The 12,848-nt window shown below is 71.0% G+C and carries 9 protein-coding genes; 3 read left to right on the forward strand and 6 right to left on the reverse strand.

Going from position 1 to position 12,848, the window contains the following annotated elements; all coding sequences use genetic code 11:
- Positions 1 to 198: 198 nt before the first annotated feature.
- The 3 genes from addB (at position 199) to trxA (ending at position 7,377) form a co-directional block, all read left to right on the forward strand.
- On the forward strand, positions 199 to 3,309 hold the full coding sequence (gene addB, locus O5O54_RS15705) for a double-strand break repair protein AddB (RefSeq protein ID WP_279482764.1): 3,111 nt from the start codon (positions 199 to 201) through the stop codon (positions 3,307 to 3,309).
- Positions 3,306 to 6,932 carry a double-strand break repair helicase AddA gene (gene addA, locus O5O54_RS15710; RefSeq protein ID WP_279482765.1) on the forward strand — a complete coding sequence of 1,209 codons (3,627 nt, stop codon included), beginning with the start codon at positions 3,306 to 3,308 and terminating at the stop codon, positions 6,930 to 6,932. The genes addB and addA overlap by 4 nt, the downstream gene beginning before the upstream one ends.
- A 94-nt stretch (positions 6,933 to 7,026) precedes the next feature.
- Positions 7,027 to 7,377: a thioredoxin gene (gene trxA / locus O5O54_RS15715; RefSeq protein ID WP_279482804.1), complete on the forward strand. Its 351-nt coding sequence runs from the start codon at positions 7,027 to 7,029 to the stop codon at positions 7,375 to 7,377.
- A 68-nt stretch (positions 7,378 to 7,445) separates the two neighbouring features.
- Here the strand turns inward: trxA and O5O54_RS15720 are convergent, their stop codons facing one another.
- From O5O54_RS15720 to O5O54_RS15745, 6 genes are all read right to left on the reverse strand, one after another.
- The gene (locus O5O54_RS15720) at positions 7,446 to 8,783 is read right to left on the reverse strand and encodes a bifunctional folylpolyglutamate synthase/dihydrofolate synthase (protein ID WP_279482766.1); all 1,338 of its coding nucleotides are present in this window, start codon (positions 8,781 to 8,783) and stop codon (positions 7,446 to 7,448) included.
- A gap of 7 nt (positions 8,784 to 8,790) precedes the next feature.
- Positions 8,791 to 9,693 carry an acetyl-CoA carboxylase, carboxyltransferase subunit beta gene (gene accD, locus O5O54_RS15725; protein ID WP_279482767.1) on the reverse strand — a complete coding sequence of 301 codons (903 nt, stop codon included), beginning with the start codon at positions 9,691 to 9,693 and terminating at the stop codon, positions 8,791 to 8,793.
- 67 nt (positions 9,694 to 9,760) lie between these two features.
- Complete coding sequence (gene trpA / locus O5O54_RS15730) at positions 9,761 to 10,588, reverse strand: tryptophan synthase subunit alpha (protein WP_279482768.1); 828 nt, start codon at positions 10,586 to 10,588, stop codon at positions 9,761 to 9,763.
- A 19-nt stretch (positions 10,589 to 10,607) separates the two neighbouring features.
- The gene (gene cutA / locus O5O54_RS15735) at positions 10,608 to 10,934 is read right to left on the reverse strand and encodes a divalent-cation tolerance protein CutA (RefSeq protein ID WP_279482769.1); all 327 of its coding nucleotides are present in this window, start codon (positions 10,932 to 10,934) and stop codon (positions 10,608 to 10,610) included.
- A complete protein-coding gene (gene trpB, locus O5O54_RS15740) occupies positions 10,934 to 12,157 on the reverse strand; it encodes a tryptophan synthase subunit beta (RefSeq protein WP_279482770.1) in 1,224 nt (407 codons plus the stop codon). Before trpB ends, cutA begins: the two co-directional genes overlap by 1 nt.
- Positions 12,154 to 12,843 (reverse strand): phosphoribosylanthranilate isomerase, encoded by a 690-nt coding sequence (locus O5O54_RS15745; RefSeq protein WP_279482771.1) that lies wholly within the window; start codon positions 12,841 to 12,843, stop codon positions 12,154 to 12,156. Before O5O54_RS15745 ends, trpB begins: the two co-directional genes overlap by 4 nt.
- Between the last annotated feature and the right edge of the window lie 5 nt (positions 12,844 to 12,848).

Raw genomic sequence — 12,848 nt, forward strand, 5'->3', positions numbered from 1 at the left:
CCAGGGGAAATGATTTCCCCTGGACCCCTCGTCGTTTTGCGATGTGTCCGAAGGTGAGGAGGGCCAGCGGCCCTCCTCACCTTCGGAAAAGTCCCAGACGGAAAGAAGGGTTCGGGAATTCCTTCCCGAGCGGGGATCGGGGCGGCAGCCCCGTCAAGCCCTTTCACCCACCCTGCCCGCTCGGCTAGGGTGGCCGCGATGCCCTCGCATGTCTTCTCCATCGCCCCTGCCCTACCCTTCCTGCCGACGCTGGCGCGTGGCGTCCTCGACGGGCGTTTCCTGCCGGGGGAGGATTTTTCTGCCGATCCGCTGGCGCTCGCCGGCCTGACGATCCTGGTGCCGACGCGGCGCTCGGCGCGATCGCTGGCGGGCGAGTTCGCGCGGGCGATGGGCGGCGGATCGGCCATCCTCCCTTCCATCCGCACCCTGGCGGAGGCGGACGAGGGGGCGGCCTTCGTCGGCCTGGAGAACAGCCTCGCCCCGGCGATGGACCCGCTGGAGCGCCATCTCCTCCTGGCGCGGCTGGTGCGCTTCTGGAAGGACGGCTTGAACCGGCAGGCGTTGCGGGTGCTGGCGAACGAGGAGATCGTGCTGCCGGCGTCGGCGGCCGACGCGCTTTATTCGGCCGAGGACCTCTGCGTCTTTCTCGACGAGGCGGTGACGGAAGAGGCGGGCCTGCACAAGCTGACGGGCCTTGCGCCCGACCGCCTCGCCGAATGGTGGCAGCTCACGCTGACCTTTCTGTCGATCCTCTCCGAACAATGGCCGGCGATCCTGAGGGAACGGGGCGTCGAGGACCGCGCGACCCTGCGCCGGCATTGGTTCGACGCGGAAGCCGAGCGGCTCGTGGCCAGCGGCTCGCGCGGACCGGTCATCGTCGCGGGCTCGACGGCGACGGCGCCTTCGACGCTGCGCTTCCTGCGGGCGGTGGCGGGCCTGCCCAACGGGGCGGTGATCCTGCCGGGCGTCGACTGCCACCTCGACGACAGGAGCTTCGATGCGATCGACCGCTCCCGTTCCATCGCCGCGCCCGGCCATCCGCAGCATGCCCTGAAGCGCATCCTGCAGGGGCTGCTGGTCGAGCGGGCAGGGATCGAGCTCCTGTGTCCGAAGGAAGGCCATCCGCTCCTGGCCCGCGAGCGCTTCCTGTCCGACGCGCTGCGCCCGGCCGAGACGACAGACGTCTGGCCGGAGGCGAGCCGGCGCCACGGATCGGAGGCGCTGGACGGGCTGGAGCTGATCGAGGCGGCGGACGAGCGCGAGGAAGCGTTGGCGATCGCGGTGGCGATCCGCGACGCGCTGTCCGACCCGGACGCGACGGTGGCGCTGACGACGCCGGACCGCAACCTCGCCCGCCGCGTCTCGGCCGAGCTGGAGCGCTTCGGCGTCGCCGCCAACGATTCCGCTGGCCGCCCGCTCCATGCGACGCCGCCCGGCACCTTCTGCCTCCTGGCGCTGTCCGTGGCGCTGGAGCCCGGCGATCCGATCACGCTCCTGTCGCTCCTCAAGCACCCGCTCCTACGGCTCGGCCTGTCGCCCGCGCGGGCGCGCGAGGCGGCGCGCACGATCGAGCTGATCGCGCTGCGCGGCGGCTGCGGCGTGGCGGACGGCGCGAAGCTCGCTTCACTCTTCGCCGAGCGGCGGAAAGTCGCCGAGGCGGTGGACGGCCGCGCTCCGCGCCCCGTGCAGCTCGTGCCGGAAGAGGACCGCGACGCCGCGCAATCGCTCGCCGAGCGGCTGGAAGCGGCGTTGCAGCCGCTGTCCGGTCTGCGGGACGCCGGCGAGCAGGAACTGGCCGAGTACGCCGTCTGCCTGACGCGCGTCCTCGAAGCGCTGGCCGCGGACGAGGACGGCACGCCGACGCCGCTTTATGCCGAGGAGGCGGGGACCGCCCTGCGTGACATGCTGCGCGGCTGGGTGGCGGCCCCCGAGACCGGCTTTTCCTTCCGCGCGCCCGAACTGCCCGATGTCGCGCTCGCCCTGATGCGCTCGATCAACGTGCGCCCGCGCGGCGGCCTGTCCCAGCGCGTCTTCATCTGGGGCGCGCTGGAGGCGCGGCTCCAGAGCGTCGACGTGATGATCCTCGGCGGCCTGAACGAAGGGACCTGGCCGGGCACCGCGCGCTCCGACGCGTTCCTGTCGCGCGTCATGCGCTCCGAGATCGACCTCGATCCCCCCGAGCGGCGTATCGGGCTCGCCGCCCATGACCTCTGGATGGCGCTCGGCTGCGGGCGGGTGCTTCTGGCGCGCTCGCACCGGGCGGGCGGCGCGCCGGCCATTCCCTCGCGCTGGCTCCAGCGCATCCTGACGCTGGCCGGGCCGGACGGCGCCCGGGCGCTGCGCCGGCGGGGCGAGACCTATCTCCACCATGCGAGACGATTGGACGAGCGCCCGCCCGAGCCCGCCGCGCCCCGGCCCGAGCCGAAGCCCCCGCTGGAAGCGCGCCCGATCCGCCACTCCTTCACGGAGGTGGAGACGCTGGTGCGCGACCCCTATGCGGTCTTCGCCCGGCGCGTCCTCCGCCTCGACCCGCTGCCCGAGATGATCCGTGCCCCTGGCGCACCGGAGCGCGGAGACCTTTATCACGCGATCCTCCACCGCTTCGTGGCCGAGGGCACCGATCCCAACGCCGACGACGCGCGCGACAGGCTACTCGCCATCGCGCGAGAGGAATTCGACGCCGCCGCCTTGCCTCCCGAGATCGAGGCGGTCTGGTGGCCGCGCATGGAGACGCTCGCCACCAACATGATCGCCTGGGAGCGCGAGCGGGCGCCGGACGTCGCCGAGCGGCTGACGGAGGTGCAGGGCCGCTACAGTCTCCCGGCGCTCGGCGTCGGCTTCCACGGCTATGCCGACCGCATCGACCGGATGCGCGACGGCTCGGTCGAGATCATCGACTACAAGACCGGCACCAACCCGTCGGTGAAACAGGCGCGCACGCTGCTCAGCCCACAGCTTCCGCTGGAGGGCGCGATGGCGCGGCTCGGCGGCTTCGACAAGCTCGGCCCCGCGCCGTCCGTGCGCGACCTCCTCTACGTCCGACTGCGTGAGCGCGACTTCTACGAGGAGCGCCTCGCCCACAACGGCGGGCGCACGGGCGAGCCGCAGTCGGGCGACGGCCTCTCGGACGCCGCGCTTCGGGCCTTCCAGGGATTGGCCGCGGCCTATCGCAACCCGGAGAAGGGCTACCTTTCCCGCGCCCGGCCCTTCCAGGCGGGCGACTTCTCCGGCCCCTACGACCATCTGGCCCGCGCGCGGGAATGGACGGCCGCAGGCGCCGGTGCGGCCGACGAGGACGCTGCCGAATGAGCGAGATCCTTCCCGCCACGATCGAGGCGCAGCGCATCGCCTCGGACCCGCAGCGCTCCGTCTTCGTCGCGGCCAACGCGGGCTCCGGCAAGACGCATGTCCTGACCGAGCGCGTCGTGCGCCTCTTGCTCGCCGGCGCCGAGCCGTCGAAGATCCTGTGCCTGACCTACACCAAGGCGGCGGCCGCGGAGATGCAGACGCGCGTCTTCCAGCGCCTGTCGCACTGGGCGGTGACGGACGAGGAGACGCTCCAAAAGGCCATCGAGGACCTCGACAAGCGCCGCCCCTCCCAGGAGCGCCTCGCCGAGGCCCGGCGCCTCTTCGCCCGCGCTCTCGAAGCGCCGGGCGGGCTGAAGATCCAGACCATCCACGCCTTCTGCGAGGCGGTGCTCCACCAGTTTCCGCTGGAAGCCAACATTCCCGGCCATTTCGAGGTGATGGACGAGACGGAAAGCGCCCTTCTCCTCGCCGAGGCCCGGCGCATGCTGATCGCTGGCGCGCAGACCCGGCCGGACGACCCCGGTGGCCAGGACGCGGAGGACGCCGCGATCGCACATGCCTTTGCCGATGCGCTGTCGATGGCGGGCGAATGGGGGCTCGACGCCCTCCTCTCGGAGATCGTGCAGCGCCGCGACCGGCTGCGGCGGCACCTGGAGGCGACGGGCGGACGCGAGGCGGCCGAGGAGCGGCTGCGCCGTGCGCTGGGGCTCCGGCCCGGCGAAACGGAAGCGAGCGCCTTGGCGGGCGCCGTCGATCCGCCGGGCTTCGAGGAGAGCTTCCGCGAGGCGCTGGCGGAAGCCGCCGGGCGCAGTGGCAAGGCGACCGACCTCAAACTTTCGGGCAAGCTCGCGCTGGTGGACGAGGCGACGACACCGGAGGCCCGTTTTGCCGCGCTCTGTTCCGTGGCCTTCAAGGCCGACGGCGGGCGCTACAAGGCGTCGAGCGTCGCGACCAAGGCCGTCACCGGGGCCTTCCCCGATTTCGAGGAGCGGCTGGACCAGCTTGCCGAGTTCCTGGAGGAGCGGCGCGAGCGGCTCGCCACCTTGCGCCTCGCGCGTGCCAGCGGCGCGGCGCTGACCATCGCCGAGAAGCTGGAGGCGGACTACGCCTCGTTGAAGCGTCGGCGCGGCCGGCTCGACTTCGAGGACCTGATCGTGCGCACGGCAGATCTCCTCCTGCGGGCGGAGGCGTCGGCCTGGGTGCATTTCAAGCTCGACCAGGGCATCGACCACGTGCTGGTGGACGAGGCGCAGGACACGAGCCCGCGCCAGTGGCAGGTGGTGCGCCAGCTCGTCGAGGAATTCTTCGCCGGCGCCTCGGCCAGCGTCCGGCCGCGCACGGTGTTCGCGGTCGGCGACGAGAAGCAGTCGATCTACTCCTTCCAGGGCGCCTCGCCGGAGATGTTCGCCCGCGAGCGCGACCACCTGCGCACGCTGGCGGAAGGAGGCGAGCGGCCCTTCGCGCGCGTCGAGCTGCACCAGTCCTTCCGCTCGGTGCCGGACATCCTCCAAGCCGTGGACCAGGTCTTCGCCGACCCGGCCGACCGGCGCGGCCTCCAGTCCGACGACGGCCCGCCCGTCCACGTCTCGACCCGCACCAGCGATCCCGGTCTGATCGAGGTCTGGCCGGTGGTCGTGCCGGCCACCGTGCCCCAGCACGAGGACTGGCTGACGCCGGTCGACCTCCAGCCGGAATCTTCGCCCGCGCACCGTCTCGCTGCCCGTATCGCGGTGCGCATCGACGAATGGATCGGCCGGCCGATCCGCGTGAAGGGCAAGCTGCGCCCCTTGAACGCCGGCGACGTCCTGATCCTGGTGCGCAAGCGCTCCGGCTTCGTGGCGGCCATGGGCGCGGCGTTGCGCGAGCGCAGGATCCCCGTCGCGGGCGCCGACCGGCTCGTGATCACCGACCATATCGCCGTCGCCGACCTCGCAGCCCTCGGCCGCACCGTCTCCAACGCCGAGGACGAGCTGTCGTTGGCGGCCGTGCTCAAGAGCCCGCTCTTCGGCTTCTCCGACGACGAACTCATGGCGCTGGCCCTGTCGCGCCGGAGCGCCAAACAGCCAGAGGCCCTTTACTTCGCCCTGCGCCGTCTGGCCGGCAGCCGAGGCGAGGAGCGCATACCGGATTTCGTGAAGGGCAAGGCTCGACGCGAGCTTCTGGAAAAGGCCGAAGCGGCGTTCAAGCGGCTGGAGGAGCTGCGCCGGCGCGCCGGCTTCGAGACGGTCTTCACCTTCTTCGCCCGCATTCTCGGCCCCGAGGAGGGCCGCGCCAAGCTCGTCGCCCGGCTCGGGCGGGACGCCGGCGACGTAGTGGACGCGTTCCTCGACCTGGCGCTTGCCGAGGAGCAGGCCGGACGCGGCGGGCTGGAGGCGTTCCTGGCGGATCTCGCCGCCTCGCCTCCCGAGATCAAGCGCGAGATGGAGCACGGACGCGGCGAGGTGCGCATCATGACGACGCACGCTTCCAAGGGCCTGGAGGCGCCGGTCGTCTTCCTAGTCGATCCGGGCTCGGCGCCGTTCAGCCATTCGCACGGCGCCAAGCTGATGGAATGGACCGATATGCCCGGTCGCCCGCCCGGCATGCCGCCGGCCTTCTTGTGGTGCCCGGATATTTCGGCGCGCGACGCGGCCGTCAGCGGCCTTCGCGAGGCCGAGCGCGCGAGGGCCGAGGACGAGTACCGCCGCCTCCTCTATGTCGGGCTGACGCGGGCGGCCGACCGGCTGGTGGTCTGCGGCCTGTCGGGTGTGCGCGGGCCGGACGAGGCGTCTTGGCTCCAACGCGTCGAGGCCGCCCTCAAGCCGCATGCGCGCGAGATCAAGCATCCCGAGACCGGCGAGACGCTGGCTTGGCGTCTCGGCGCGGAGCCGGACGGCGCCGCCCTCCCGCCGGTGGCCGGGCCCGACGAGCCGGTCTTCCGCGCGCTCGACCTTTCCCGGCTCGACCCCGAGGAACTGCCGCCCCGCCCGCTCCAGCCTTCCACCGCCTCGGGCGGCAGCCGGATCGAGCTCGCGGCGATGGACGACACTGGCACGGTCACCGCATCTCCGGTTCTGGGGAACCTGCCGCGGCCGAACAGCGGCGTGCGGCGCGGCCTCCTGCTCCACCGCCTCCTGCAGGCGCTGCCCGATCTCGACCCGGCCGCTCGCGAGACGGCGGCCCGCGACTTCGCACGGCGCGAAGGGCGCGCGCTGGGCGAGGAGGAAGCGGACCGCATCGCGGCCCAGGCGCTCGGCATCCTGTCCGAACCGGCCTATGCCGCGTTCTTCGCACCCGGCAACCGGGCGGAGGTGGCGGTCGCGGGCGAGATCGAACTCGGCGGGCGGCGCTATGCCGTCAGCGGCGCGATCGACCGGCTGGCGGTGAGCCAGCAAGCCGTCCACATCCTCGACTACAAGACGAACAGACCGTTTCCCGAACGGCTCGAGGACGTGCCGAGCGCCCATCTCCTGCAGCTCGCGCTCTATGCCGAAATGGTGCGCCCACTCTTCAAAGGCCGGCCGATCCGGGCGGCGCTCCTCTACAGCGAGGGGCCGAAACTGATCGAGGTGACGGAAGCGGCGATGGCCCAGGCGCTCGCCGAGCGGGCCGCGCGTTCGGTGGCTGGGGGCGGAGCCGCTTGAACCGGCCGCCCCTCCCTTCTACCTATGAGGCACCCCGAGCCGGCGCCCGGCGATTCCCCGCGCCGGCTCTTTCCTGAACCATCGCGCGAGGCACATCTCAGGCCTTGCGGCACCGGAGTGTCCCATGGCCACCAAGAAGACCGACAATGCCTCGTTCCAGACCGATGTCTTGCAGGCCGGCAAGCCGGTCGTGGTGGACTTCTGGGCCGAGTGGTGCGGCCCCTGCAAGATGATCGCCCCGAGCCTCGAGGAAATCTCGGAGGAGACCGACAAGGTCGACATCGTGAAGGTGAACATCGACGAGAACCCGGATCTCGCCGCGCAGTTCGGCGTGCGCTCCATTCCGACGCTGATGCTCTTCAACCCCGGCCAGGAGCCGGTGGTGAAGGTCGGCGCCGCCGCCAAGAGCCAGATTCTCGCCTGGATCAATTCCAACGCGGCCTGAGCGTTTCGGACCTCAAACGATCCGGCCCCGCGACCGCCAGCCGGTCGCGGGGTTTTTTCATGGGCGTTTCAGCGCGGCGCGAGGCCGCTTTCGGCCAGCACGTCGCCGGCGAGATAGAGCGAGCCGCAGATCAGGAAGCGCGGTGCCGGGCCGCCGGCCCAATGCGAGGCGACGCGGCGGACGGCGGCCGAGACGCCCGTCGCCGGCTCGGCGTCGAGCCCCGCCTCCAGCGCGGCATCGGCCAGCGCTTCGGGCGCGACGCCCGCGTCGGACGAGTGGATCGGCACGGTGAAGACGTGCCGCGCCATGCCGGCGAAAGCCTCGAAGAAGCGCCGCGGCTCCTTGGTGTTGAGCATGCCCGCCACGAGGATCAGCGGCCGGGAAACACGCTCCTCCATGTCGGCCATCGCCTCGGCGATCACGAGCCCGGCGCCGGGATTGTGGCCGCCGTCGAGCCAGATCTCCGAACCGTCCGGCGCCAGGGACACGAGCGGGCCGGCGGTGATGCGCTGGAGCCGCCCCGGCCATTCGGCCGCGGCGATGCCGCGCTCGATCTCGGCGTCCGTCGGGGTGAAGCCGGCCGCGCGCACGGTGGCAATGGCGGTCGCCGCATTGCCGATCTGGTGCCGTCCCGGCAGGCGCGGCAGGGCGAGGTCGAGAAGGCCGAACTCGTCCTGGTAGACGAGGCGGCCGCGCTCGGCGAAGGCGTGGAAGTCCTGTCCGTGCACCAGCACGGGCGCACCCGTACGCGCGGCCTTGTCGCGCAGCACGTCGAGCGCCGCCGGCTCCGTCTGCGGGCCGATCACCACTGGCGCGCCGCGCTTGAAAATGCCGGCCTTTTCGGCCGCGATCAGTTCCACCCGGTCGCCGAGATAGGCCTGGTGATCGAGCGAGATGCTGGTCACCGTCGTGACCGCCGGGCGCTCCACGACGTTGGTCGCATCGAACCGCCCGCCGAGGCCGACTTCGAGGAGGACCGCGTCGGCCGGGTGTTCGGAAAACAGGAGGAAGGCGACGGCGGTCAGCAGCTCGAAGACCGTCACCGTCTCGTCGCCGTTGGCCTCCGCGGCCCGGCGGACCGTTTCGGCCAGAACGGCGTCGCCGACCAGCGCACCGCGCTCGCCCCCTTGGCCCGCAAGGCGATAGCGCTCGTGCCAGTCGACGAGATGGGGCGAGGTGTGGACGTGGACGCCTTGGCCCGCCGCCTCGAGGATGGCGCGGGAGAAGGCGACGGTGGAGCCCTTGCCGTTGGTGCCCGCCACGTGGATCACGGGCGCGAGCCTTCGCTGCGGCTCGCCCAGCGCCGCCAGGAGCCGGCCGATGCGGTCGAGCCCGAGGTCGATACCCTTGGGAAGGTGCTGGAGCAGCCGATCGATCTCGGCCGCGGCAAGGCTCGTCTCGCCCATCGACGTGTCAGGCGGCGGCCGGTTCGGCCTCGGCGGGTGCCGGAAGGGCCGGAAGCGGCGCCTTGGTCAGCACCTTCAGGAGGCGGGCGATCGTGGTCTTCAGCTCGTGACGATGGACCACCATGTCCACCATCCCGTGCTCCATGAGGTATTCGGAGCGCTGGAAGCCCTCGGGCAGCTTCTCGCGGATCGTCTGCTCGATGACGCGCGGGCCGGCGAAGCCGATCAGGGCGCCGGGCTCGGCGATATGGACGTCGCCCAGCATCGCGTATGACGCCGTCACGCCGCCGGTCGTCGGGTTGGTCAGGACCACGATATAGGGAAGCCCGGCCTCCTTCACCATGTCCACCGCCACCGTGGTGCGCGGAAGCTGCATGAGCGACAGGATGCCCTCCTGCATGCGCGCGCCACCCGAAGAAGCGAACAGTACAAGAGGTCGCGAGCGCTCCACCGCCGTTTCGGCGGCCGTCACGATCGCTTCGCCCGCCGCCATGCCGAGCGAGCCGCCCATGAAGGCGAAGTCCTGAACGGCGGCGACGATGGGCAGCGCCTCGATGTCGCCGCAGGCGACGAGGACGGAGTCTTCCATGCCGGTCTTGGCCTTGGAGTCCTTCAGCCGGTCGACATAGCGCCGCTCGTCGCGGAACTTCAGCGGATCGACCGGCACCTTCTCCAGCGTGATCTCCTCAAAGATCCCACCGTCGAAGAAGGTGGTCAGCCGGTCGCGCGCGCCGATGCGCATGTGAAAGCCGGAGGACGGGATGACGAACTGGTTGGCTTCCAGGTCCTTGTGGAAGACCATCTCGCCCGTCTCGGGACACTTGATCCAGAGGTTCTCCGGCACTTCGCGCGGCTGCTGGCCGAGGAGGCTGGAGATCTTCGGTCGGACGTAGTTGGTGATCCAGTTCACGGGGCTCGGGTCCTTGGACAATGCGGGCGGCCGGGCCGGCCTCTCGAAAATCTAGATGGCGGCGGTTTCAGGCCGCCGCAAGGCGGGCTTCGCGTAGGCCCCCGGCAAGGTCGCGTACCAGCGAGGCGACGGCCTCGACCATGGCGGTCGTGCCGCCATCGCGCGCATCCTCCATCGCGGCGACCAGCGCCGAGCCGACCACGACGCCGTCGGCATGCCGGCCGATGGCGGCGGCCTGTTCGGCCGTGCGCACGCCGAAGCCGACGCAGACCGGCAGCGGCGTTCTGGCCTTGATCCGTCCGACGGCGGCCGCGACAGCCGAGGTGTCGGGCGCGGCCGAACCGGTGATGCCGTTGACGGAGACGTAGTAGACGAAGCCCGACGTGTTCTTCAGGACCGCCGGCAGGCGGCGCTCGTCGGTGGTGGGCGTGGCGAGCCGGATGAAGTTGAGCCCGCCGTCCAGCGCGGGCAGGCAAAGCTCGCCGTCCATCTCCGGCGGAAGATCCACCACGATCAACCCGTCGACGCCGGCCGTCTTCGCGTCGGCGACGAAGCGATCGACGCCGTAGATGAAGACCGGATTGTAGTAGCCCATGAGGATGATCGGCGTCGCATCGTCGACCTGGCGGAAGGCGCGCACGGTCTCCAGCGTGCGCGCCAGCGTCTCGCCGCCCTGCAGCGCGCGCAGGCCTGCGCGCTGGATCGCCGGTCCATCGGCCATCGGGTCGGAGAACGGCATGCCGAGCTCGATCAGGTCGGCGCCGGCGCGCGGAAGCGCGCGCAGCACTTCCAGCGTCGTGTCCTGGTCCGGGTCGCCCGCCATGATGAAAGTGACGAGCGCCGGACGCCCTTCGGCCTTCAGCGCCTCGAAGCGCGTCTCGATGCGTGTGGTCATGAGGTCCCCCGCCCGTTCGTCATGCGGATGCGATACAGGCGTCGGCGATCCATCTCAAGGTGGCCGCGTCGGCAAGGACGGGCGTGCCCGTGATCGCAGGCGTCTCGTAGGGGTGGAGCGCACGGATCGCTTCCGCCACGGCGTCGAAGCGATCGGCACCGGCCTTGAGGATCAGGACCACCTCGGGCGCGCTTTCCAGCGCGCCCTTCCAGCGGTAGCGACTTTCGATCGGCATGGAGATCTGGGCGCAGGCGACGAGCCGGCGCCCCAGAAGCGAGTCGGCGATCTCGCGTGCCGTGCCCGCGTCGGGGCAGGCGACCGACACGTCGAGAGCGCCGACGGCCATCAAAGTTCCAGGCCCATCCGACCCGCGATCGTGTGGACGTCCTTGTCGCCGCGCCCCGACAGGCAGAGCACGATCGACTGGTCGCGGCCCATCGTCGGAGCGATCTTGGCGACATGGGCGAGGCCGTGGGCCGACTCGAGGGCGGGAATGATGCCTTCGAGGCGGGTGCAGAGGTGGAAGGCGTCCACCGCCTCCTCGTCCGTCACCGGCACGTAGGAGACGCGACCGGTGTCGCGCAGCCAGGAATGCTCGGGGCCGACGCCGGGATAGTCGAGACCGGCGGAGATGGAGTGGCCTTCGAGGATCTGTCCGGCCGCGTCCTGCAGGAGATAGGTCCGGTTGCCATGGAGGACGCCCGGCCGGCCGCCGCTCATGGACGAAGCGTGGCCGTTCTCGATATGAAGCCCGTGGCCGCCGGCCTCGGCGCCGTAGATGGCGACGGACGGGTCGTCCAGGAAGGCGCGGAACATGCCGATGGCGTTGGAGCCGCCGCCGACGCAGGCGACCACGGCATCGGGCAACGAACCGGTCTCATCCAACATCTGCTGGCGCGTCTCGTCGCCGATCACCTGCTGGAAGTCGCGCACCATGGCGGGATAAGGGTGCGGCCCGGCGGCCGTGCCGATGAGGTAGTAGGTGTCGGCGACGTTGGTGACCCAGTCGCGCAGCGCCTCGTTCATGGCGTCCTTGAGCGTGCCGGCGCCGGCGGTGACGGCGCGGACCTCGGCGCCGAGCAGCTTCATGCGGAAGACGTTGGGCTTCTGGCGCTCGACATCCGTCGCGCCCATGAACACGACGCAGGGCATGCCGAAACGCGCGCAGACGGTCGCGGTGGCGACGCCGTGCTGCCCGGCCCCTGTCTCGGCGATGATGCGCGTCTTGCCCATGCGGCGGGCGAGCAGGATCTGGCCGAGGCAGTTGTTGATCTTGTGCGATCCCGTGTGGTTCAGCTCCTCGCGCTTCAGATACACGCGCGCGCCGCCGAAATGCTCGGTCAGCCGCTCGGCGAAGTAGAGCGGGCTCGGACGGCCGGTGTAGTGCGTCTGGAGGTCGTCGAGCTGCCGGCGGAACTCCGGATCGTCCTTGGCCGTGCGATAGGCCTCCTCGAGGTCGAGGATGATGGGCATCAGCGTTTCGGCGACGAAACGACCGCCGAACTGGCCGAACAGACCGTCCTCGTCTGGCCCCAGACGGAAGGAGTTGGGGGTCGGGATCTCGGTCATGCGAACCTGCGCTTCCGGTCTTCTAGAGGGAGGGGACCCGCCTCGATCGCCGCCTCGAAGGCGTCGAACAGGCGGTGGATCAGGCCGTCGTCCTTGACGCCGGGCGCGCGCTCGACGCCCGACGACACGTCGAGCCCGCGCGGAGCGACGCGCCGCACCGCCATTTCGACCGTCTCGGGGTTGATGCCGCCGGACAAGGTGAAGTCGCGCGTCTCCAGAGCATCGAGGATGGACCAGTCGAACGAAACGCCGTTGCCGCCCGGAAGGTTCGACCCCTTCGGCGCACGCGCGTCGAGAAGGATGCGGTCGGCCACGGGGCGGAACCGCTCGATCTCGGCAAGATCGGCGGGGCCGGCGACGGGGATCGCCTTCATGACGGTGGCGCCGGTGAGCGCCGACACCTCGGCCACCCGCGCGGCGCTCTCGCGGCCGTGGAGTTGGATGACGTCGGGACGCACCCGCGTGGCGAGGCGCTTCAGGAGGTCGTCATCGGCGTCCACCGTGACCACCGTCACCAGCGCGCGGCCGCCGACATGGGCGCGCAGGCGGATCATCTCCTCCACCGACAGGTGCCGCGGGCTCGGCTCGAAATGGACGAAGCCGACCTCGGAGCAGCCGCGCGCGAGCACCGTGTCGATATGGCCTTCGGTCTTGAGGCCGCAGATCTTGATATGCGGTCGGATCACGCGCA

It is taken from the genome of Aureimonas sp. SK2 (assembly GCF_029813115.1).
Classification (GTDB): domain Bacteria; phylum Pseudomonadota; class Alphaproteobacteria; order Rhizobiales; family Rhizobiaceae; genus Aureimonas.